Annotated in this window: 22 protein-coding genes; 9 read left to right on the top strand and 13 right to left on the bottom strand. The window is 56.6% G+C overall.

The annotated features are described in order from the left end of the window. Nucleotides 1–296: 296 nt before the first annotated feature. The 3 genes from VN114_RS05185 (at nt 297) to VN114_RS05175 (ending at nt 5,181) form a co-directional block, all read left to right on the top strand. Complete coding sequence (locus VN114_RS05185) at nt 297–962, top strand: CoA pyrophosphatase (RefSeq protein ID WP_325512676.1); 666 nt, start codon at nt 297–299, stop codon at nt 960–962. Between the two features lie 116 nt (nt 963–1,078). Continuing rightward, the gene (locus tag VN114_RS05180; protein WP_325512674.1) at nt 1,079–2,035 is read left to right on the top strand and encodes a CobD/CbiB family protein; all 957 of its coding nucleotides are present in this window, start codon (nt 1,079–1,081) and stop codon (nt 2,033–2,035) included. A 263-nt stretch (nt 2,036–2,298) separates the two neighbouring features. After that, nucleotides 2,299–5,181, top strand: coding sequence for a bifunctional diguanylate cyclase/phosphodiesterase (locus tag VN114_RS05175; RefSeq protein ID WP_325512672.1), 2,883 nt, complete (start codon nt 2,299–2,301; stop codon nt 5,179–5,181). 13 nt (nt 5,182–5,194) lie between these two features. On the opposite strand, the gene VN114_RS05170 is transcribed toward VN114_RS05175, so the two are convergent. Together VN114_RS05170 and VN114_RS05165 are read right to left on the bottom strand one after the other, a co-directional pair. After that, a complete protein-coding gene (locus VN114_RS05170) occupies nt 5,195–6,580 on the bottom strand; it encodes a glycosyltransferase family 2 protein (protein WP_325512670.1) in 1,386 nt (461 codons plus the stop codon). Then, the gene (locus tag VN114_RS05165) at nt 6,577–7,623 is read right to left on the bottom strand and encodes a HEAT repeat domain-containing protein (RefSeq protein WP_325512668.1); all 1,047 of its coding nucleotides are present in this window, start codon (nt 7,621–7,623) and stop codon (nt 6,577–6,579) included. Before VN114_RS05165 ends, VN114_RS05170 begins: the two co-directional genes overlap by 4 nt. Nucleotides 7,624–7,956: 333 nt before the next feature. Between VN114_RS05165 and dacB the strand changes: the two genes are divergently transcribed. After that, the gene (gene dacB / locus VN114_RS05160; RefSeq protein WP_325512666.1) at nt 7,957–9,384 is read left to right on the top strand and encodes a D-alanyl-D-alanine carboxypeptidase/D-alanyl-D-alanine endopeptidase; all 1,428 of its coding nucleotides are present in this window, start codon (nt 7,957–7,959) and stop codon (nt 9,382–9,384) included. 25 nt (nt 9,385–9,409) lie between these two features. Here dacB and VN114_RS05155 read toward each other — a convergent pair whose 3' ends face one another. Genes VN114_RS05155 through VN114_RS05145 form a run of 3 tightly spaced genes read right to left on the bottom strand, consistent with a single transcriptional unit; the run spans nt 9,410 to nt 11,362 of the window. After that, nucleotides 9,410–9,922 carry a TPM domain-containing protein gene (locus tag VN114_RS05155; protein ID WP_325512664.1) on the bottom strand — a complete coding sequence of 171 codons (513 nt, stop codon included), beginning with the start codon at nt 9,920–9,922 and terminating at the stop codon, nt 9,410–9,412. Next, nucleotides 9,922–10,755, bottom strand: coding sequence for a TPM domain-containing protein (locus VN114_RS05150; protein WP_325512662.1), 834 nt, complete (start codon nt 10,753–10,755; stop codon nt 9,922–9,924). Before VN114_RS05150 ends, VN114_RS05155 begins: the two co-directional genes overlap by 1 nt. Before the next feature lie 13 nt (nt 10,756–10,768). Beyond that, nucleotides 10,769–11,362 (bottom strand): LemA family protein, encoded by a 594-nt coding sequence (locus tag VN114_RS05145; protein WP_325512660.1) that lies wholly within the window; start codon nt 11,360–11,362, stop codon nt 10,769–10,771. A 204-nt stretch (nt 11,363–11,566) separates the two neighbouring features. Between VN114_RS05145 and pyrF the strand changes: the two genes are divergently transcribed. Next, a complete protein-coding gene (gene pyrF, locus VN114_RS05140; protein WP_325512658.1) occupies nt 11,567–12,394 on the top strand; it encodes an orotidine-5'-phosphate decarboxylase in 828 nt (275 codons plus the stop codon). A gap of 205 nt (nt 12,395–12,599) precedes the next feature. Here pyrF and VN114_RS05135 read toward each other — a convergent pair whose 3' ends face one another. The 6 genes from VN114_RS05135 to VN114_RS05110 form a co-directional block, all read right to left on the bottom strand. After that, nucleotides 12,600–13,088 carry a CinA family protein gene (locus VN114_RS05135; RefSeq protein ID WP_325512678.1) on the bottom strand — a complete coding sequence of 163 codons (489 nt, stop codon included), beginning with the start codon at nt 13,086–13,088 and terminating at the stop codon, nt 12,600–12,602. Between the two features lie 2 nt (nt 13,089–13,090). Continuing rightward, entirely contained in the window at nt 13,091–13,558 is a 468-nt protein-coding gene (locus VN114_RS05130) for a phosphatidylglycerophosphatase A (RefSeq protein WP_325512656.1), read from the bottom strand. A 50-nt stretch (nt 13,559–13,608) separates the two neighbouring features. Then, complete coding sequence (gene thiL, locus VN114_RS05125) at nt 13,609–14,577, bottom strand: thiamine-phosphate kinase (RefSeq protein ID WP_325512654.1); 969 nt, start codon at nt 14,575–14,577, stop codon at nt 13,609–13,611. A 54-nt stretch (nt 14,578–14,631) separates the two neighbouring features. Continuing rightward, nucleotides 14,632–14,934 carry a hypothetical protein gene (locus tag VN114_RS05120; protein ID WP_325512652.1) on the bottom strand — a complete coding sequence of 101 codons (303 nt, stop codon included), beginning with the start codon at nt 14,932–14,934 and terminating at the stop codon, nt 14,632–14,634. Then, nucleotides 14,931–16,181: an FAD-dependent oxidoreductase gene (locus tag VN114_RS05115; RefSeq protein WP_325512650.1), complete on the bottom strand. Its 1,251-nt coding sequence runs from the start codon at nt 16,179–16,181 to the stop codon at nt 14,931–14,933. The genes VN114_RS05120 and VN114_RS05115 overlap by 4 nt, the downstream gene beginning before the upstream one ends. 216 nt (nt 16,182–16,397) lie before the next feature. Then, nucleotides 16,398–16,604: a hypothetical protein gene (locus VN114_RS05110; protein ID WP_325512648.1), complete on the bottom strand. Its 207-nt coding sequence runs from the start codon at nt 16,602–16,604 to the stop codon at nt 16,398–16,400. Between the two features lie 174 nt (nt 16,605–16,778). Here VN114_RS05110 and VN114_RS05105 point away from each other — a divergent pair, with 174 nt between their 5' ends. Continuing rightward, complete coding sequence (locus VN114_RS05105; RefSeq protein ID WP_325512646.1) at nt 16,779–19,091, top strand: NADP-dependent malic enzyme; 2,313 nt, start codon at nt 16,779–16,781, stop codon at nt 19,089–19,091. Between the two features lie 105 nt (nt 19,092–19,196). On the opposite strand, the gene VN114_RS05100 is transcribed toward VN114_RS05105, so the two are convergent. Next, nucleotides 19,197–20,117 carry a 5'-nucleotidase gene (locus VN114_RS05100; protein ID WP_325512644.1) on the bottom strand — a complete coding sequence of 307 codons (921 nt, stop codon included), beginning with the start codon at nt 20,115–20,117 and terminating at the stop codon, nt 19,197–19,199. Between the two features lie 136 nt (nt 20,118–20,253). Here VN114_RS05100 and VN114_RS05095 point away from each other — a divergent pair, with 136 nt between their 5' ends. Beyond that, on the top strand, nt 20,254–20,631 hold the full coding sequence (locus VN114_RS05095) for a YkvA family protein (RefSeq protein ID WP_325512642.1): 378 nt from the start codon (nt 20,254–20,256) through the stop codon (nt 20,629–20,631). A 34-nt stretch (nt 20,632–20,665) separates the two neighbouring features. On the opposite strand, the gene VN114_RS05090 is transcribed toward VN114_RS05095, so the two are convergent. Beyond that, nucleotides 20,666–20,926 carry a hypothetical protein gene (locus tag VN114_RS05090; RefSeq protein WP_325512640.1) on the bottom strand — a complete coding sequence of 87 codons (261 nt, stop codon included), beginning with the start codon at nt 20,924–20,926 and terminating at the stop codon, nt 20,666–20,668. A 224-nt stretch (nt 20,927–21,150) separates the two neighbouring features. Between VN114_RS05090 and VN114_RS05085 the strand changes: the two genes are divergently transcribed. Then, complete coding sequence (locus tag VN114_RS05085; protein WP_325512638.1) at nt 21,151–21,603, top strand: Rrf2 family transcriptional regulator; 453 nt, start codon at nt 21,151–21,153, stop codon at nt 21,601–21,603. A gap of 85 nt (nt 21,604–21,688) precedes the next feature. Beyond that, nucleotides 21,689–22,885, top strand: coding sequence for a globin domain-containing protein (locus tag VN114_RS05080; protein ID WP_325512636.1), 1,197 nt, complete (start codon nt 21,689–21,691; stop codon nt 22,883–22,885). The last annotated feature ends 59 nt before the right edge of the window (nt 22,886–22,944 follow it).

Below are 22,944 nucleotides of genomic sequence, written 5' to 3'. Positions count from 1 at the left end.
ACAAAACCCCGCATTCAGGATGCGGGGTTTTGTTTTTTGGTCGTTGTTCTTATGAATTGCCAGCCCTTGTCGAGAATGTTTTTATCTATAAAGACCGCTTGGAGAGCAATTTTTCATGATCACAACAAAAGTCGGACAGTCAGGTAATATCGCAAAACGTTACTTGTAGCGGGAAAAATAAAAGTCTTGTTTCACAATCCGTAGCGATAGCGGTGACGCTCAAGCAAATGCCGGAAATGTGAAATACGATACCGCAACAGATTTTCAGATTCATTTTTTGTACGTAGGAACGTCACTTGGCCAGACTGCATTTCGATCCAGAATCGCTCCCGGTAGATTCATTGGGAGGGGAAGAGGCCATTACACCAGACCGATTGACGGCAACAGTGCTGCGCGATCGGTTTGCCAATCCGCCGGAGTGGACGCCCGAGATTTCGATCGAACGCCTGGTGCGTCCGATGGACCGGCCATTGACCGATGCGGCTGTGCTGATTCCGATTGTCCAGCGCGAAACAGGGCCGACCTTGTTGTTGACCCAACGTACGGCACATTTGAACGATCACGCAGGACAGATCAGTTTTCCCGGCGGACGTACCGAGACTTTCGATGCTTCGCCGGTCGAAACCGCATTGCGTGAGGCCGAAGAGGAAATCGGACTCGACAAGCGCCACGTGGAAGTGATCGGTACCTTGCCCGATTACTGTACCGGTACCGGATTTCGTGTGGTGCCTGTGGTCGGCATTGTGCAGCCGCCGTTCGAACTGAAAGCCGATTCGTTCGAGGTTGCGGAAATTTTCGAGGTGCCGCTCGCCTTCCTGATGGATGGCAAGCACCACCAGCGGCGTACCGCGGAGTTCCAGACCGGGCGCAGGACGTTTTACGTGATGCCGTACGAGCGCTACTTCATCTGGGGGGCGACGGCGGGCATGTTGCGCAACCTGTTTCATTTTCTGCGTGTGTAGATAACGGCCGGGCATTCGTGGTTGCACGGATCCTGCACTAACTGTGCGCAGCAGTATTTGATTCCGCTGATGGCCTGCGTTATCGTATGGGCTGATTTACTATCCAGGGCGCCTCGATGACATTTTTTTCCATACTCTTCGCTTTGCTGATCGAGCAATTGAAACCGCTGCGTGCGGACAATCCGGTTTATGCAAGCGCGAGGACGCTGGCAGGCAAACTGGAGGCATCGTTCAACGCCGGGCAGGCGAAACATGGCCGACTGGCGTGGGGATTGATGATCGCGGCCTTTGCGATACCGGTGGCATTGCTGCACTGGATCTGTCTCAAGTTCGGTCCGCTTTTTGTGCTGCTGCTGAATATTGCTGTCGTCTATCTGACACTCGGGTTTCGTCACTACAGTCACTTCTTTACATCGATCCAGCTGGCGTTGAATAACGGTGACGAGGCGACAGCGCGTTCGCTGCTGGCCGAATGGACCAAGCGCGACACGGCCGGTATGGATGCGAGCGAAGTCGCCCGCATCGCCGTGGAACAAGCACTGGTCACTACGCATCGCAATGTGTTCGGTGTTTTTTTCTGGATACTGACGCCGCTGGGACCGACCGGCGCCGTCATCTATCGGGTGGCAGAATATCTGGCGCGCATCTGGAATGAACCGCGTACTGCCGAACGTGAAGAGTTTGGCCGTTTCGCATCACAGGCTTTTTACTGGATCGACTGGATTCCGGTACGTCTGACTGCAGCGGCGTTTGCCGTGGTCGGCAATTTCGAGGACGCGATTTACGCGTGGCGCAATTTTGCGGGACGCTGGCAGGACGAAGCGATAGGCATCATCCTTTCCGCGGGTGGCGGTGCGATGGGTATTCGCCTGGGTACGCCAGTGGAAGTTGCAACCGATGTGATCCCGGTAGACGCAACGACCGTTGATTCGGTAAATATTGAAACGGAGACGCCATTTGGTGAAGAAGCCTCCAGCCGGGCATTGCAAAGTACGGTGGGGCTGGTGTGGCGGGCCTTGCTGTTGTGGATGCTGCTGGTACTGTTGCTATCCATTGCCAAATGGCTGGGTTGACGGTGAACAAAGCGCGCCAATGGCGCGCTTTTGTTTTTCTGCATGAAAGTGTTTTGTGAAGAGCGTTGGTGTGGATCGGTGTCTGCATGCAGGCGAAAGTGTTGCTTATGCGTGATTTATCGAGGGATATGACGATCTTTTCTTATCAATAAGTTGCAAATAAGTTACTCTAAAGAAATATTTATGGATCAGAAATCAGTCTGATCGATCCCCGCTGTCGGCCAATCCGGTCCTTGAAACGGTACGCATAGGGAATTCTATCGATGCGCAGTCGTCCTCCTTTTTCCCTGTCGATGGCAGCCTTGTTGACGCTGGTAGTGGGCGTGCTGATCAGCGCGATCCTGTTTGCATCACTGCGCCGGCTGGAACACGATAATGCGGACATCGCTTTCCGGCAGCATGCAAAGATTCGCGTAGCTGCGATCCAGAAGAGTCTGGACAATTCGATGCGCGTGCTGAAGGACATCAACCAGCTTTTCGTCGCCTTCGAAACGGTCAGCCGCGAACAGTTCCGGTTATTTGCCGAGCCTCTCCTGGCGCGCAATCCCTACATTCAGGCACTCAATTACCATCGTTTCGTTTCGCAACAGGAACGTCCGGCTTACGAAGCGACAATGCGCGAGCAGTTCCCGGGCTTTGCGATCACGGAGAATCAGGACGGCAAGCCGGTACCTGCGCGCATTCGCGATCGCTACCGCGTCGTCGACTACATCGAGCCGAAGCAGGGCAACGAAGCAGCATTCGGTTTCGATGCGGACTCCTATGACGTGCAGACTCAGGCGATGCAGCGCGCCATCGATACCGGCGAGCCATCTGCCACCGGTCTTTTCCAGTTGTTGCAGGAAAGCGGGACGCAGCAGGGTTTCGTTGTACTGATGCCGATTTATCGGCATGGTGCGGTGCTGACCGATGCGCCGTCCCGGCGTGCCGCGGTGATTGGAGATACGGCAGCGGTTTTCCGTAGCAGCGATCTGATCGTCAAATCGCTGGTGACGGAAAATTTCCTCGGGACTCCGGAGGGCGAGCGGAACATCAGCATCAACGTCTATGCAAGTGCGATGTTGAATCCTGTGTGGAACGAACAAAGCCTGATCTTCGGCGGCGGTGCTGCAGAGCCTGTCAAACCGTTGACTTTCGGTTTGCCGACATGGTTGCTGTACGACCAGCCGGCACCATATCAACAGGCATTCGACATCGCCGGCAAGACGTGGCGCGTCGTGGTTTCCACGCCGCCCGTTCTTTTCACCAGCCAGAGCAGCAATGCAATGTGGGCATTCCTGGCGGCTCTGCTGTTCAGCATCGGCACGGCTGCGTGCATGCAGACGATGGTCAGCCGGTCGCGCCGTATTCAGCGACTGGTGGATGAGCGCACCTTGCAATTGCGTTCGGTCAACGAAGATCTGATCGCCGATATTGCCGCACGCAAGCGGACCGAGCAGGCCCTGCAACTGCGCGAACGTGCGATCGAGGCAAGTACCAACGCAATCATCATCCTCAACGCAAACGCACCGAATTACGCAATCGAATACGTCAATCCGGCGTTCGAACGCATCACCGGTTATCCGGCGGACGAAGCGATCGGTCGTCATATCGGCTTCCTGTGGGGCAAGGACAGCGATCAATCGGGTATCGAGGAAGTGCGCGGCTGCACGCTGGAGCAGCGAGAAGGTCATGCGGTGCTGCGCAATTATCGCAAGGACGGCACGCTGTTCTGGAGCGATCTGTACATTGCGCCGGTGCGGGACGATACCGGCAAAGTCAGCCATTACGTCGCGGCGCAATACGACATCACGGCGACCAAGCGTTACGAATCCGAACTGGAGTTCCAGACCAACCGCGATGCACTGACCGGCCTCGCAAACCGCAATCTGCTACGCGATCGACTCGGGCAGGCGATTTCGTATGCGCATCGGTACGGTCATCCGATCTGGGTATTGTTCATCGACCTGGATCGCTTCAAGTTCATCAACGACTCGCTCGGTCATCAGGCCGGTGATGTGCTGTTGAAAGCAGTTGCCAATCGCATTCAATCGTCGGTGCGCGATACCGATACCGTGGCACGCATGGGTGGCGACGAATTCGTGCTGGTGCTGCCGGAACGTACCGATGCCGGATTGTCGACCGGCATTGTCAGGCGCATCATGGATGCGATTGCCCAACCGTTGACGATCGAAGGACACGAGTTCTTCATCAGCAGCAGCGTTGGGGTATCCGTCTATCCCTCGGATGGCCTGTCACCGGAAGAGTTGATCAAGCATGCCGACGTCGCGATGTACCGTGCGAAGGAAACCGGTCGCAACAACTTCCAGTTCTACACATCCGAAATGAACGAGCGTGCACTCGAGCGTTTGCGGATCGAAGGCGATTTGCGTAACGCGCTGGAACGCGGCGAGTTCGTCCTGTATTACCAGCCGCAGGTCGACCTGCGTACCCGTGAGATCGTTGGCGTCGAGGCGCTTATTCGCTGGCAGCATCCGGAATTCGGCATGGTGCCGCCGATACGTTTCATCGCGCTGGCGGAAGAAACCGGCCTCATCGTGCCGATCGGTGCCTGGGTCATTCAGGAAGCCTGCCGGCAGGGCAAGCAATGGCAGCGCGACGGACTCGGCCATCTGCGGATGTCAGTCAATCTGTCGGCCCGACAGTTCTGCCAGAAGGATCTGGTGGAGTGCGTTGCAGCGGCATTGAGCGAATCGGGACTGTCACCGGAATATCTGGAAATTGAATTAACCGAAAGCCTGGTCATGGCCGATGTGGAAAATGCGATCGGCATTCTGCGTGAACTGAAGGCGCTTGGCGTCAAGCTGTCGATCGACGACTTCGGTACCGGCTATTCCAGCCTGTCGTATTTGAAACGTTTCCCGATCGACGTGTTGAAGATCGACCGTTCATTCGTCAATGACATCACGATCGATCCGGACGATGCGGCTATCGTTACATCGATCATTTCTCTGGCGCACAGCTTGCGCCTGCAAGTAATTGCGGAAGGTGTGGAAACCATTGAACAGCTGACCTATCTGCGCAGGCATGAATGCGATCAGATCCAGGGTTATTTTTTCAGTCGTCCGATTCAGGCGGAAGCACTGGGTCGCATGCTGAAAGAAGGCAAGCGCCTGCAGGCAGAAATGACCGGGACGTTGATCTAGTCTTGGCCGATGTTTACGTCTGTTCCGGACGTGTGGTTTGCGATGCGCTCTCCTGTTTCCTCTGCAGCATCGCCATCGAACGCCATACGGTATCCAGCTGCGCATATCCCAGATTGGCAAAAACGGCGGCGAGGGCCAGTGCGAGCACGTCGCTTTTTTCGGAATAGGTATGGAATGACATTTCCTCGAGCAGCAGCCCCGATGCAGACAGCAGGATGCCGAATCCGATTGCCGCCATCATGAAAGCACCGAATGCCTGCGCCGGTATCACGCCACCGGCGAACGCGGCGAGCATGAACAGATAGCCGAATAGTTCGATCAACGGCCCCCAGCTTTCAAACAGCAGGACAAAGGGAAATGCGATGTGGCCTGCAAGACCGGCGTTGCGTAAAGGCCAGCGTGTGTTCAGATGCAGGCTGTCTGCCAATGCCCGCTGGTAGTGGGTACGCTTTTCTTTCCACATGTACAGCGAGTCGGGAACGTTCCGTACACAAATCGGCTCTGCCACGAAGCGAATGCTGTACGGCTGGCGCTTCTCGCGCATTGCGCGATGCAGGCGTACGATGATTTCCATCTGAGGATCAGTTGCCTGCGTGCTGTAGCCGTCGGCGTGAATGACCGCCTCCTTGCGTAACAAACTGATTCCCGGCGTGGTCAACAAGGTTGCGTTGCCTATCGACCAGCCGAGTGGCGCAAACAACGATGCGCGTAACTGATCGATCAGTTGCAATCGTGACAGCCAGCGTTCCGGCAGAACGATACCGGCGAGCAGGCCGTTTGTCGTTTTGCATTCGTTGCCGACCCGGACCGATGCTGTTGCAGCCATGACCTGGTTGTCGCTGACGAACGGGGCGGCAAGACGTTGCAGGCAATCGCGACGCAATAGCGTGTCGCTGGCGACGCTGCAAAGCAGCGGATAACGTGCGGCATTGATGCCGGCATTCAATGCGTCGGCCGTGCTGCCGGCTTCCTGGTCGATGACGCGCAGATTCTTGTAACCCGCCGAGCGATGAATTCCTCTGACTGCCTTTGTCTTCAGGCGAACGCGATACGCTTCGGGAAACGGATGCAGGTCGAAGGCGCCGGTCAGTTCAGCCATCGTTGCGTCACGCGAACCATTGTTGACGACAACGATTTCAAACGACGAATAGTCCAGCTGCAACAAGGTGCGTATTTTTGCAACGATGGTTGCAGCTTCATCGCGGGTTGTCAGCAGAATGCTGATCGGTTGTTCCAGTCCGGCATGCAGCAGCGGCAGGTCGGCCAGCACTTTTTCTCGTTCCAGATCACGCAAACGGAAAATTGCGAGGAGATTGATTAAAAAATTGCCGGTCCGCGACAGGATGAAATACCCGATGATTCCCGCTGCCAGGCAGTCGACCAGAATTTGCCAGCTCATGATGCGTATCTTTCTGCAATAGCTTGCGCCAGCATGTCGCGTGCAAAACGGTCTGAAAGATTGGTGCGCAACATTTCGGCTTCGGTCAGGCTGAAAAATGACATGCCTACCAGTGCTTGTGCGGAGCGATAACGCACCCACCATTCCTTGTCTGCGAGAAGAGGAACCAGTCGATTGACATCGGTATATTCGCCAATGCGGCCCAATGCGCGAGCGGACTGCAGGCGCGCACGCCAATCCGGGTGATGCAGATGTTGCCGTATCAATGGCAGCAGGCCGACATCGTTGGCAATGCGCAGCGCGCCGATGACGGTTTGCGGATTTTCCTGTTGAAGGAGGGAGGCGATCGTTGCGTGCGGCAACGTCAGATGCAAGGCTTCGATCAGGCGCAATGTTCTTGCGAGATGCGTGGCACGTATTTCTGCCGTGGCTTCCAGCAGCGGCAGCATGAACGCGCTTTGGGAGGGTTGCAGTATCGAGGCAACCTGAGCGACAGGCCAGTCCTCGCGTGCCAGCATCAACGGAGTCAACTCGCTGGCAGCGGTATCGGCATCGATGCGCACCAGTGCGTGGAAGGCATGCAGAGACGTGACGCTGTCGGCAGCCATGGTTTGTGTGACGAGTGCATCGCGTGCCGAATGATCACGCAGGTAGCCGAGCGCAATGGTCGCCAGCAGGCATTCGGCGCGGCTGCCATGTCGCAACATGCGTCGCGAAAATCGGTCGGCCCCGACACCAAGAGCAATGCGGATCAGATTGCCCGATGCGTTACCGGTCGCGGAACGCATCAGGTCGTTCCACAGCTTGAGAAAATACATGCGATCGCTGCTCGCCAGCGACGGCAACGCCGCCCAAACAGACGAATCGAGCGAACTCAACATCAATGGCCGCCACACGGCAAAAAAGTCCCGTTCCTGCTGCACACGGCGATTCAGTGCCATCCGCAGATAAATCGCGGCCAGTATCAAAAGCAAGGTCAGAATTAGCGCGATCGCATCGATCAGGACGGCATAACTGAAAAACGGATCGGGCGGATTGAACACGTCAATACACCGTCGTAACGAGATATTGCATGAGGGACGTTGCCGAAGACAACGGAACTGTTGATGATGCTGGGAGAACGGCTGCCTGGATTGTCATTATGATCATCGCGGTCATCGGTATAGTCGTTCTTGAGGAGGGAACCCCGAGCCGAATGCTTGTGTTCGGAGATCTTATTGTAATGCCGATTTCTTTCAGATTCCTTTCAACAATGCCCAGCCACCAGTAATGACGGACATGCAGTCAGAGTGACCGACGCGTTTGCACAACACGTCTGCATGTCGCGATCTCGACAGGGCATGCAATAATTCAGATTGTTCATCACGCCTCCCACCATGCGAATCGCCACACAATTCTTCTTTTTTCCTTCACTGTTGTTGTCGATCGGCCTGACATCGACCGCCGTCTTTGCCGCGCAGAAATTGCCGGCAACGGTTGTCGATGCATTAAGTCGCAGCGCCATCCCGCAACAAGCTGTCGGCATTTATGTGCAGCCGGTTTCCGGGCCGGTACCGATGCTGAAACTGAATGCCGATGCCGGCTTCAACCCTGCTTCCACGATGAAGCTCGTCACCAGCAATGCGGCGCTCGATCTGCTCGGTCCGGCGTTTTCATGGAAAACACAGATTTTTGCAAACGGCACGCAGGATGGCGATGTATTGCGTGGCGATCTCATTATCAAGGGTAGCGGTGATCCGAAACTGGTAACCGAAAAATTCTGGCAGCTGCTGCGTCAGGTTCGCGCTGCCGGTATTCGCGAAATTCGCGGCAACCTGATTCTTGATCGCAGCCTGTTCGCTGCATTGCCGCATGATGCAGCACAATTCGACGATGCGCCGTTGAAGCCGTACAACGCCGGTCCCGATGCCTTGCTGCTGAACTACAAGGCACTGGCATTGCGCTTCCGTCCCGATCCAATGCGTCTGGTCGCCGATGTGCAGACCGATCCACCGCTGGCGGGTTTCCCGATTGCCACGCCGGTTCTGTCGAACGGTGCCTGCGGCGACTGGCAGGGCAGGTTGAACCTGCAGATGGATGCGCGTGGGTTGCGTTTTGACGGCGCGTATCCGGCATCCTGCGGCGAGAAAACCTGGTATCTCCAGCCATACACGATCAGCAATGCCGATTATTTCGGCCTGGTATTCAATGAGCTATGGAGCGAAGTCGGCGGCGTGTTCAACGGCTCCGTTATGGAGGGCGTCGTACCGACGGATGCACGTCTTGTGGGCGAATGGCAATCACCATCGTTGCCGGAAGTCATTCGCGACATCAACAAATACAGCAACAACGTGATGGCGCGTCAACTGCTGCTGACGATTGCGGCCGAAACCGGCAATGTGCCGGCCACGCCTGCCGGCGGTGCGGCCCTGATCAAGGGATGGCTCGATCACAAGGGTATTGATACCGCGAAGCTGGTGATTGAAAACGGTTCCGGCCTGTCACGTGTCGAACAGGTGTCGGTCGAAATGATGGGCCGCATGCTGGTCGCGGCCTATCAATCGCCGGTCATGCCGGAACTGATGTCGTCGCTGCCGGTCGTCGGTCTCGACGGCACGATGCGCAAACGTCTTGTCATGGACACGATTGCCGGACATGCACATATCAAGACGGGTTCGCTCGACAACGTTCGCGCTGTGGCGGGATATGTATTGGCCGCGTCGGGCAGGCGCTATGCCGTGGTGTGCATCATCAACGATATGCACGCTGTCAGTGGCCAGGCGGCGCAGGATGCGTTGCTGCAGTGGGTATACGAAAAAGGCTGATTTACCCGGACCGAATTGCCTGTCCTTACAACAGGATGGGCTGATTCGATAGCTGGTCGTTCTGGTTGTTCTGCGACGACACGCTTTCCGGAAAGTGTTCGCGCAACAGTGCATTCAACTGCTTCAATCCGGCGATCGTGCTGTCGTGGTAAATCTGCTGTGCAAAGCCGCTGGTCATCGTCTTGCATACGGTTTGCCAGTCCGATGCGGGAACGCAGCGCGCGATGCCGCGATCGGCGATGATCTCGACCTGGTGATCGGCCAGATTGATGTAGATCAGCACACCGCAATTTTCTTCGGTATCCCAGATACGATAGTGCGTGAACAGTTCGCGCGCACGTTCGCGCGATGTCATGCCGTTCAAGGCGGCATGCAGATCGAGTGCCGGTTCGACAATCAACCTGACTTCGGCGCGATGGACTGCTTCGCCTTCCGCGATGGTTGCCTGGACGGCTTTCAGTGTTTCGGCCGGAAAGGCCTTTTTACCGCTCAGGCGGGTTGTCGTCAGATGACGGAATGCGCGTGCGTATCTGTTCATCACCAGTTCCCCGAAGCGCCGCCGCCGTCGAAACCGCCACCGCCGCCGGAAAATCCGCCGCCACCACCGAAACCGCCAAAGCCGCCCCCGCTTCCAAATCCTCCGGAAGAACCGCGACCATAGTGGTTGCCAATTGCGGAACCTAAAATCACGCCGGCGGCATTGCCCCAGTCGTCGCTGCGATGCCCGCGCCGGCCAACGCCACGTCCGCCGCGGCTGCGCAACAGCGTGATGATGATCAGGATCGTGAAGAAAAGGAAAGGCGCGAGGCCGAAGCCGCCACTGTTATTTGACTGGCCGTTCGGCTGACCGCGTTGTTCCGGCTCGGGAAATGTTTCCTTGTCGAGCAGGCTCGTGATGACGGAAACGCCCGACGCCAGTCCGCCGTAATAATCGCCTTGCCGGAAATGCGGTGCGATCACGTCCTGCAGGATACGTTTGGATTGTGCGTCGGTCAGCACGCCTTGTACGCCGCGTCCGGTTTCGATGCGCAAGCGTCCTGATGCAGCGGAATTGCCTTTTGCCACCAGCAGGATGACGCCGTCATCGACGCCCTTGCGCCCGAGCTTCCACGCGTCGGCAACGCGAATGCTGTATTGCTCGATCGCTTCCGGCTCGGTTTTGTTTACGAGCAGGATGGCAATCTGGTTGCCGGTGCGTTTTTCATAATCGGCCAGCACATTTTCCAGTGTGGCTTTCTGTCCGATGTTGAGCATGCCGGCAAGATCGGTGACGCGCGCATTGAGCGGCGGCACCGGTTCCAGATTCTGTGCGCCGGACAGCGTGCAGAAGAACGCCAACGTACAGGCAAACAGAAGGCGCAGCATGATCATCGCGGGCAATCGCTTATTTATCGAAGTTGACGGCAGGCGGCGCGGAAATCGCCTTCTCGTTCTCGACCGTGAACGACGGCTTGACCGGATAACCGAAAATCTTCGCCGTCAGGTTGGTCGGGAAGCTGCGCGCCAGCACGTTGTACTCCTGTACTGCGGCGATATAGCGTTGGCGGGCGACGGTGATGCGGTTTTCCGTACCTTCAAGCTGCGACTGGAGATCGCGGAAGCTGGTGTCGGCCTTCAGTTGCGGATAATTTTCCGAAATCGCCATCAGGCGCGACAGTGCGGACGAGAGTTCTCCCTGCACCTGCTGGAACTTGGCAAATGCCTCCGGATTGTTCAGTACTTCCGGCGTGATCTGGAAGCTTGTGGCGGCGGCACGCGCCTTGGTGACGGCTTCCAGCGTTTCGCGTTCGTGCGATGCATACCCCTTGACGGTATTGACCAGATTCGGGATCAGGTCGGCGCGACGTTGATACTGGTTGACGACTTCGCTCCACGCGGCCTTGGTCGCTTCATCCTTGGCCTGAAAATCGTTGTAACCGCAGGCAGTCAGCATCGACGCCAGTGCAGCAATCGTCAACCATCTGAATAATCTAGCCATTGTATTTCTCCGTGGATAACGTGGATAAGGGATAAAAGAAGATGTGCATCATCGCCTGCCATGTGATGGCGGTGACCCCGATTTTCAACGGAGCCGATTGTGGAAAGATAACACGATGCCGGAACCTGACGACAGAATGCGCACCGGTCCCTGCCCCCGTGCGCAAGTTACAATACGGGCTGCCAGAAAAAACGAGATTCCGCCGTGACCTTCATTCAGAAATTATCCGCCGCGTGGCAAGAACGCCATTCCCAATTGTGTATCGGGCTCGACCCCGATCTCGCCAAATTTCCCGCCCATTTGCGCGGGAAAAATGACGCAATCCTGACGTTCTGCAAGGAAATAATCGACGCTACCGCCGACACGGCCTGCGCGTTCAAACCGCAGATCGCCTATTTCGCCGCCTTACGTGCGGAAGAGCAGCTGGAAGATATCTGCACTTATTTGCGGGAAAAATATCCGCAGATCCCGATCGTGCTGGATGCCAAGCGCGGCGACATCGGCGCGACGGCCGAACAGTACGCGCGCGAAGCGTTCGAGCGTTATGGTGCCGATGCGGTGACGGTCAACCCGTATATGGGTTTCGATTCGGTGCAGCCATACCTGGAACGTCCGGATCGCGGCGTGATCGTGTTGTGTCGCACATCCAATGCAGGCGGTTCCGACCTGCAATTTCTCAATGCCGATGGCAAGCCGATTTATCAGCATGTCGCCGATCTGGTGGCGAACAAATGGAATACCAATGGTCAGTGTGGCCTGGTAGTCGGGGCAACCTTTCCGAACGAACTGGCGCAGGTGCGGGCGATTGCCGGTGACATGCCCTTGCTGATTCCCGGCATCGGTGCGCAGGGCGGTGATGTGAAAGCGACGGTCGAAGCCGGCCGCACGAAAGCGGGTACCGGGATGATGATCAATTCATCGCGTGCGATTCTGTATGCGCAGCCGGATGAAAAAGCGGGCGAGAATTTTGCTCAAGCTGCACGTCGCGTGGCGCTGGAAACACGCGATGCGATCAATCGTCATTGCAACTGATTTGCCATATTCATGGGATAGGTGAAAGAGGGAGGGAAATCTATACTCCCGTCACCGCAAAGACACACATTCCACCTTTCATCTCATGACTTATTTGATCGAAAATCATCCGGCCAAAACGATGGCCGTCTCCATCCTCTGCGCAATCGGCGCACTGGTTTTTCTATTCTGATTTGATTCATCGGCACAGGACGTGCCGATCGGCTTATGCGGTTTCGTCCAGCAGGATGAGCAAACCGCGCAATGCATGTTCCACCGTTTGCATGCGCACGGCGTGACGATTGTCGCTGAATTGCACACGTTCAGTGCGCACAGTGTCACCACAAGCCCACCCGAAAAAAACCGTACCGACCGGCTTGCCCGGCACGCCGCCATCCGGTCCGGCGATCCCGGTCGTCGAGAGAGAAACGGTTGCCTTGCTGTTTCGCAGCGCGCCTTCGCACATTGCCGCAGCGGTTTCTGCGCTGACGGCGCCATGTTGCTCTAGTGTGCTACCCGGCACACCGAGCAGGCGCATCTTCGATGCGTTGGAATACGTGACGAAGCCACAGTCGAACCATGCCGATGAGCCCGCGATGTCGGTAATCGCTTGTGCCACGCCGCCACCGGTACAGGACTCCGCGGTGGCGAGCGCCAAGCCGCGCGCTTTCAGGCGTTGCCCAACGGTTTCACAGAGTGCGATGAGATCTTCCATGCTCAGATTGAGCGCCATATTGCAAAGACCAGTAGCGTCATGAACGCGGCGACCAGATCGTCAAGCATCACACCGAATCCGCCCTTGATCGTGCGGTCGAAATAATTGATCGGCGGTGGCTTGACCATGTCGAAGAAACGAAACAGCAGGAACGCGGCAAATTGCGTCCACGCGCCAGCCGGAGTGACAAACAGCATCACCAGCCAGATCGCAACGATCTCATCCCACACCATGCTGCCGTGATCAGCGACGCCGAGATCACGTCCGGTTTTTGCGCAGGCCCAGATGCCGATGACAAAACCGACGGCGATGATGATCAGCCAGTTGGTTGACGAGAATACGTCCGGCCAGCGTGACGACAATACATTGAATGACAGCCAGCCAAACAGCGTGCCGAAGGTTCCCGGCATCGTGCGTGCGAGACCGCTGCCGAACCCTTGCGCCAAGAGATGCGCCGGATGCTTCAGCATGAAACTTGAATTGGGGCGAACGACGGTCGTTCGGCCGGGAGCCGTTGCATTCATGGCGAGGCGAAATGATCGAAGGAAGAAATGTTCAGATCGAGCGGGCGACCATCGCCATCCAGCAGACGCGTACCGCGTTCGGCTTCGATCACGCCGATGCGCGTGACTTCCGTGCCGGCGGCGAGTGCGGCGCCGAGCACGGCTTCGCGTTTCGATGCCGGTGCCGTAAAGCAGAGTTCGTAATCGTCGCCGCCGGCCAGCGTGAAGCGGCGGCGCATTTCAAGCGGCTGTTGCTGCAGCATGGCGCCCGCAGGCAATGCATCGACATTGAGCGTGGCGCCGACCTGCGAACTTTTCAGGATGTGGCCGAGATCGCCGATCAAGCCGTCGGACACATCCAGGGCAGCATGCGCAATACCGCGCAATGCCAGGCCGAGCGCAACGCGCGGTTGCGGTGTGTGCAGGTGAATCGCGGCGCGATCGAGCGCATCGGCATTCAATGCATATTCGTTGTACAGCGCGCCGAGTGCGAGACGCGCATCGCCGAGCGAGCCGGAGACCCAGATATCGTCCCCGACCAGCGCCGCATCGCGTCGCAGCGCCTGACCGATCGGTACGCGGCCGAACACGGTGATGCAGATGTTCAACGGGCCTTTCGTCGTATCGCCGCCGATCAGTTCGCAATCGTGTGCGTCCGCCAATGCAAACATGCCTTGCGAAAACTGCGACAGCCATTCTTCTTCAACACCCGGCAAGGAAAATGCCAGCGTGAAGGCGACCGGTTCGGCGCCCATCGCCGCGAGGTCGGAAAGATTCACCGCCAGCGATTTATGGCCGAGCTTGAACGGATCGGCACCTGCGAAAAAGTGGCGGCCTTCCACCAGCATGTCGGACGAAATGGCTGTCTGCATGCCTGCCTGTTGCGTGAGCAGCGCGCAATCGTCGCCGACGCCGAGCGTGGCGCGGTTTTTGGGATGGGAAGGGCGCACAAAATAGCGTGCGATCAGATCGAATTCGGACAGCATGCGGTCATTGTACAGAAGACGATTGATGTTTCGTCATATGTATCGCCTGATCCGTCACCATCGTTGCCACTGCAAAAATCGACAACGATGGCGATGCGGAGAAGATTTTTCAGTCCTTGCGGACGTCAGCAGCGAATTGAAGAATATCCAGCGTTTCGCCGAATACCTTGCCGACGAAAGCGTAATCCGGTGTGGAGGTATCGATGGCAGCTGATCTGCGCGTACGCCCGACATCAGTTCCGCCATATCGATGCGTCCATCTGCATCCAGACGCTGGAGCAGCATGACCATCAGGTAGCGCAGTGCACCGACCTTGGCGTCGATGTCGCCAGCGTGCTGTTTGCCATCAACGCTCATTCGCCGGCTTTCTTGCCAAGTGCATTCAGCAGTTCCGTGCGAATCGCATTGTCGTGCGGCGATACGCCGAAGCCGGCCATGGCGCCGTTCGTATCGTAAAAGCGGCAGACCGTTTTACCGTTGATGGCTTCATCCTGCCACGTGCCGTCGGCCACCAGATGCGGTGCTGGAGCGATCAGCGCGAGCGGGTAGCTCGGTGTCTTGATCAGGACTGGCGATGGTTTCAGATCGATTTCCGTGCGTTCGCCGGTCAGCGTGCGAGCGATGGCGCGGCCGGCAGTCATGATTGGTGCGATATACGGCAGGATGCGGGTCGCGCCGTCAGCAGAAAAGGTGTATTCGGCGCAGTCGCCCAATGCGTACACATCCGCTGCACTGGTCTGGCCAGCCGTATCGATGACGATGCCGCGATTGGTTTTCAGTTGCGCAGCATGGGCCAGTCGCAAATCGGGACGCAGGCCGACCGCGGACAGCACAATGTCCGCTTCGACGGTGTTGCCGTCGGCCAGTGTGACACGCAGATCGGTGTCGGCTTGCGTGACGGTTTCCGCAACGGTATTCAGATGGAATTTCACACCGCGCGCGCTTAGCGCAGATTGCAGGCCGGCTGACAACGCCGGAGCGGCCAGTGCCGCGAGCGGGCGTGCGCTTGGATCGATCAGTGTGACCGCATGGCCGGCACCGGCCAGGTCGTCGGCAAATTCGCAACCGATCAGGCCGGCACCGAGAATGGCAATGCGCACCGGCGATGCATTCTTCGGTGAATCGACACGATCGCGGAAGGCAGCGTAATCGTCGATGTTGTTGACGGACACGACGTGATGTGCGGCATCGCCTTTCAGGCCGAGCTGGATCGGTTGTGCGCCGACAGCCAGCACGAGTTTTTCGTAGTCGAATTTGCCGGCGCTGGTATCGACGGTTTTGGCCTGCGTATCGATGCCGTTGACGGTGGTGCCGGTCATCAAGGTGGCGTTCAGTTGCTCGGCCATTTGCGTGGCGCTTTGCGTCACCAGTTGCTGCGCCTGCTTGTTCTGCGCAAAGGCGTTGGACAGCATCGGTTTCGAATAGAAGCCGCCGCCGTCGGCAGTGATCATGATCAGTGGAGTGGTTTTGTCCAGCTTGCGAAATTCGCGTGCGACGGTGTAGCCGGCGAGTCCTGCGCCGATGATGATGATCGGTTTCATTGTCTTCCTGATGTCGATGTTGCGCCGGCAATGCCATGGCGCGGCAAGTTGTGTTGCGGACATGCGCGATGCGTCTGCCTCGTTCCTGTCCGCGCCATTCCTTCAATCGTCCGATTGCGGACGACAGTCGACGTACATTGAAAACGCTCATCGATTGACGGAACGGCGCAGCCGCGACCGGCATGCAACAGGCAATCTCGCAAGAAGAGCCAGTTACATACCGATCGCGGCCGTCATCTTACCTTGTTCCGCCGAATGCGAATATGCAGGACAGATCGTTCAGGACAGATCGCCGTAGGTGTCTTCCACGATTTCTTTTTTGATGCGGGATGTTTTCTGAGCTTGCGCAGGATGCTGTTTATGATGATGCGACTGATGTCGTACGTTGTTTGCGACTGCATTGGTTTGGCGTTTGGCAGTGAAGAGGCGTGGTTGTGCGGACATCATTTTCTCCTTGAGTGAAAGGGCGTACAGCAAGTGCGCCATGCAGAAGATCATAGGCTTATGCTATTCAAAGATGAAATTGATAGTTTTTATCTGGGCAATAGGATTCGCGGCAAGGATGAGCAGATGATTGTTTTTCATCGGAAACGGAAAGGCAATTGTTGTGTCCCCCTGCTAGAATGAAATTCCCTCTTTTTGACAAGGACGTGGCAAGGTATGGATTCGAATCTCGACAAGAAAGAAGAACTTCGCCTCAAACTGAGACAGGCGGCACTCGAATACCACGAATTTCCCACGCCCGGCAAAATCAGCATTGCACCCACCAAGCAAGTCACCAATCAACGTGACCTGTCATTGGCTTATACGCCAGGCGTCGCTGTCGCCTGCGAAGAAATCGCGGCGAATCCGGCCGACTCTTATCGCTACACCGCGCGCGGCAATCTGGTCGGCGTCATCACCAACGGTACCGCGGTGCTGGGTCTGGGGAATATCGGTCCGCTGGCGGCCAAGCCGGTGATGGAAGGCAAGGGTGTGCTGTTCAAGAAATTCGCCGGCATTGATGTATTCGATATCGAGATCAATGAAACCGATCCGGACAAGCTGGTCGACATCATCGCGTCACTGGAGCCAACTTTTGGCGGCATCAACCTGGAAGATATCAAGGCACCGGAATGTTTTGAAATCGAGCGCAAGTTGCGCGAACGGATGAAGATTCCGGTCTTTCATGATGACCAGCATGGCACCGCGATCATTGTCGCCGCCGCAATGCTGAATGGCTTGAAAGTGGTCGGAAAAGATATTCGCAAGAGCAAACTGGTGGTCTCCGGCGCCGGTGCTGCTGCGCTTGCGTGCCTGGACATGATGGTGGATCTGGGCTTCACGCGCGAGAATATTTATGTCACCGATCTGGCTGGCGTGGTGTATCAGGGACGCGTCGAGTTGATGGATCCCGCCAAGGAAAAATTCGCGCAGAAAACCGATGCGCGTACGCTGGGCGATGTGATTGCCGGCGCGGATATTTTTCTCGGTCTGTCTGCCGGCGGCGTGTTGAAGCCGGATATGGTGGCGAAAATGGCCGACCGACCGTTGATCATGGCACTCGCCAATCCGACGCCGGAAATCCTGCCGGAAGAAGTGCGCGCAGTGCGTGACGATGCCGTGATTGCGACCGGGCGTTCGGATTATCCAAACCAGGTGAACAATTCGCTGTGTTTCCCGTACATCTTCCGCGGAGCGCTCGACTGCGGCGCCACCACGGTCACACGCGGCATGGAAATCGCGGCGGTACACGCGATTGCCGATCTGGCGCAAGCCGAGCAATCGGATATCGTGGCGAGCGCTTACGGCATTACCGACCTGAGTTTCGGTCCCGACTATTTCATTCCGATGTCTTTCGATCCGCGCCTGATGACCAGGATCGCAGTGGCCGTTGCGAAGGCAGCGCAGGAAGACGGCGTGGCAGCGCGGCCGATTACCGACATGGAAGCGTACGTCGATCGCCTGCAGCAATTCGTCTATCGCAGCGGCACCTTCATGAAGCCGATTTTCAACATCGCGAAGACGACAGCACCGGAATTGAAGCGCATCGTGTTTGCGGAAGGCGAAGAAGAAAGCGTGCTGCGTGCGGTGCAGGTAGTGGTCGATGAAAAACTCGCGACACCGATTCTGATCGGTCGGCCAGCCGTGCTGGCACAACGCATCGAGCGCTTCGGCCTGCGCATCAAGCCGGATGTCGATTTCACGATCATCAACCCGGAACACGACGACCGCTATCGTGATTTCTGGGAAACATATCTGTCGATGACACGGCGCAAGGGCGTCACCGAGCAATATGCACGGCTGGAAATGCGTCGTCGCCACACCTTGATCGGCGCGATGGCCATCCACAAGAACGATGCAGACGGCATGATTTGCGGCACTTACGGCACCAACGATCTGCACTTGCATTACATCGATCAGGTGTCGGGCAAGCGCGAGGGCGTCAACACGTACGCGGCAATGAACTGCCTGATCCTGTCCGATCGTCAGCTGTTCATCGTCGATACGCACGTGAACGAGAATCCGACGGCCGAGCAACTGGCGGAGATCACGCTGCTGGCAGCAGAAGAAATGCGTCGCTTCGGTCTGGTGCCGTATGTCGCGTTGCTGTCGCATTCTAACTTCGGTACCAGCGACAGCGAATCGGCGCAGAAGATGCGCAAGGTACGCGAACTGGTACGTGCGCGCGCACCGGATCTGGAAATCGACGGCGAGATGCATGGCGACATGGCCTTGAATTCGACGATGCTGAAGAAGGCCGTGCCCGACACCACGCTGAAAAACGATGCGAACCTGCTGGTGTTGCCAAATATCGATGCGGCAAACATTGCCTACAATCTTTTGAAGACGACGGTCAGCGCAAACGTGGCAATCGGCCCGATCCTGCTCGGCTGTAACAAGCCCGTGCATGTACTGACGCCATCGGCGACGGTGCGTCGTATCGTCAACATGACGGCACTGTGTGTTGCCGACGCCGTGGCGGAACGCTGATCGGGTCGCTATACGATTCTTCTGGCGGGTTTGTTCATTAAAAAAGCCGCTTCCGTATAACCGGAAGCGGCTTTTTCTTTATGCCGAACACACGCATAAGTGCGATCAGTAGAGCTTGCCGTCCTTCAATTCGCCACGCAGCGGCACACGTCCGGTTTGCACATAGGACGACGCACGGTCGCAATGACCGGGTTGATCGTCGAAGAACATGTGCGGCTTGAACGCGGCCAGCACATCCGATTTGGAAACGCCGCCCATGAAAAATGTTTCATCGATCGTCACGTCCCACGCCCGCAGGGTGCGGATCACACGTTCATGTGCCGGTGAAGAACGCGCGGTGACAAGCGCTGTACGGATCGGCGCCGACGAGACATGCTTGAAATTGTTCTGGATGTACGACAGCGCTTTCAGCAGCCGCGCAAAGGGTCCTTCCGGCAACGGCTTCAATGCATTTTCACGTTCGTGATTCTCGAAGGCTTCGATGCCTTGCGTCTGATAGATGCGTTCCGATTCGTCGGAGAAGATCACGGCATCGCCGTCGAACGCAATGCGAATCTGATCCAGTTCTTCAAAGGCGTTCGCCGGCTTCTGGTAAAGCAGTGCAGCGGCCGTATCGGAATCGATGGCTGCCTGCACATCGTCTTCATGCAGCGACAGGAACAGGCTGACATTGAAAGCATGCAGATAAGGCGTCAACGATGCGCCGCCGGACAAGACTGCACGCGTGATGTCGAGATCGTAATGCTTGATCGAATTGAAGATGCGCAGCGAGGTTTCGGTCGAGTTACGCGACATGATGACGACTTCCACCAAACGCTGGTCCGGCGTCAGCGTGTTCAACTTCAGCAAGGCGCGCACGAGGGCAAAGCCGGCGCCGACCTTGAGGATTTCGCCTTCGTTATCGATCTGGTGTTTGCGATAGGCTCCCAGTCCCTGCGTGCGGAAAATGGCTTCTTCCGCTTCCAGATCGAACAGCGCGCGCGATGAAATGCCAACTACAAGAAGACGATCGAGGGAAACGGGCATGGTTCAGCTTCTTATGGGATGCAATGATTGCCGCAGTGCGATGCGGCATGACGTACGGTCATTATAAGCATTCCGGCTTGTACAATTCGGGCTGCGACGTTCATCAGGAAGACTGCGAAAATGAGGAAAGTGTGGAATGAATAGCTTGCGTGATTGGGCAAGACGTCTGAAGCGTGACGTCGTCATGATCTGGTTCGCACGCCGGCATCCGGATACACCGCTGATGGCGAAGGTTCTTTGCATTGTCGCGGTGCTGTACGCGCTCAGTCCGATCGATCTGGTGCCGGACTTCATTCCCGTTCTGGGCTATCTGGACGATGTCCTGCTGCTGCCGGCTCTGATCTGGCTGGTAATTCGGTTGCTGCCGCCAGGCGTGGTTCAAGAATGTCGTGAGCAGGCGCAGAAGTGGATGGAGACGCAAGGCGCCAAACCGAAAAGCCGTCTCGGCGCCGTAATCATCGTTGCAATATGGATTTTGGTCGGCTATCTATGCTGGCGCTGGCTTGCGCCGTAACGGTGCACTACACACTACACATACGCACCAGACTTTACTTTGGCTGCTCTTCGTCGTCTTTGTAGAACGATGTGCGCACCGTACGAGTGCTGCGCTGCAGCTTTTTTAGCCCGGCTTTGGTGCCGAGATAGGCGGCCGCGAGACAGTAGAGCAACGACATCCAGCCCAGATAATAAAGTCCGACGAACGGCAGCACGATCACAAGAATCGTCGCGAAAAGGTCGCGTCGGTCCACGGTAATCAGGTAGTGTGCAACGGCGTAGACGAGAAAAAGTCCGATGAAGCCTAACAGCATGATGTGTCTCCAGAGATATTTGGCGCACTCTTTGTGATTGCTTGGTGCGGATTTTGCTACATGAATTTTGCTACATTCTAGCATCGGCAATTGGCGTAACAGCCGAATTGCCGGCGGGCGAGTCGTTGTTTCGTTTTTCATAACTGCTTCGTCGAAGCCGGCAATAAATATGTTGCTTTTGAAATGCATATTAAATAGAATTCTCATGGTGGAGGCATGGCCTGATGAAGTTGACCCGGTTCTCAGATATTGGATTGCGCGTGCTGATGTATCTGGCGAGGGAAACGCGCACGCCTCCCGTCACCGTTTCCGAAGTCTCGCAGCAGTTCGATGTCCCGCATAACCATCTGGTGAAGGTGGTAGGCACAATGGCGAAGATGGGCTGGATCGATGCGGTGCGCGGACGCAATGGCGGTATCCGCCTAGCGATCGACGCAGAATCGTTGCGCATTGGAAGTGTCCTGCGTGTGCTGGAAGGTGACGCAGAAGCGATTGATTGCGAAGGGATTGGTTGTCGCCTGTCGGGAGATTGTCGCTTGCGCAATGTATTGCAGATTGGTATTGAAGCGTTCTATGGCGCCATGGATCAATACACACTGGCCGACATGGTTGATGGAAATACAGGTGAGCACATTGTCAGAATGCACCGAACATTCATGATGGATCGTGCTGCCTAAAGAAAAGCAGTCAGAGCGGGGCCCGCTGAGGGTCCTTTTTTATGGTTTTAAAGTTGCATTTTAAATGCCACATAAGGAGTAAGTCATGTTATCCGCAGCATCCCGTCCGTATATCGACGCCAGCGTTCCTGTCCTTCGCGAGCATGGTCTGACCATCACCAAGGTGTTCTATCAGGATCTGTTCGATACCTATCCGCATTTGCGCAACACGTTCAACGCCGGTAATCAGGCCAATGGCGCCCAGCAGCAGTCGCTGGCGTCCGCCGTCTTTGCCTATGCGGCGAACATCGACAACGCTGCTGCGCTGGCGCCAGTGATTTCGCGCATCGTGCACAAGCATGTCTCGCTGGGCATCACGGCAGCCTACTATCCGATTGTCGGTCATCATCTTCTCAAGGCGATCAAGACGGTGCTGGGTAATGCAGCGACGCCGGAATTGATCGCGGCCTGGGCTGAAGCGTATGGGTTGCTGGCGCAAGCGCTGATCGACGAGGAAAACAAGCTGTATGCGGAAGCGGGCATCATTCCCGGAGCATTGTTCAATATGCGTGTCATCGCAGTGAGTCATGAAAGCGAACTGGTCAAGTCCTTCACGATGGTGCCGATGGATGGTTCCGCTCTGCCGAAATTCAAGCCGGGCCAGTATGTGAGTGTCGCCGTCCAATTGCCGAACGGTATGCGCCAGTTGCGCCAGTACAGCCTGTCCGACGCGCCGGATCGCCAGCATCTGCGCATTTCGGTCAAGCGTGAAATTGCCGGAACCGAAACGCCGGCCGGTGCCGTGTCGAACTGGTTGCACGACAATGTGGAAGTCGGCGGTCTGCTGCAAGTCAGCAAGCCGTTTGGCGATTTCCAGCCGGAGACGGAAGGCGATGAGCCAATCGTCTTGCTGTCGGCAGGCATCGGCATCACACCGATGATCTCCGTACTGAATCGCATTGCTGACGTGTCGCCTGAACGTCGTGTGATCTTTGCGCATGCCTCGCGTCGTCAGGATCATCATCCTCATCAGGCCGATCTCGAAAAGGCGAAACAAAAGATGCCGAACCTGCAAAGCGTCACGTTCTATGAAGAAAACGCGAATGCGCATCCGGAGGTCTTGTCGGGTCGCATGCAGTTCAGGCAACTTCCACAATGGGATGTCGACAAGGCAAACATTTACATGTGTGGCCCGTTGCCGTTCATGCAGGCGCAATGGGCGGATCTGCTGGCGCACGGTGTTCCGCAGCAGCGCCTGCATCGCGAGGTGTTCGGCCCGGACATGCTGGATCACTTGATCTGAACGCTGTCATGAATGCAGCGAGAAATCGTTGTAGTCGATTCAATAAAAAATCCGCCCGA

It is taken from the genome of Oxalicibacterium sp. (assembly GCF_035565035.1).
Taxonomy (GTDB): domain Bacteria; phylum Pseudomonadota; class Gammaproteobacteria; order Burkholderiales; family Burkholderiaceae_D; genus Oxalicibacterium.
This window is presented reverse-complemented; position numbering and strand designations above follow the sequence as displayed.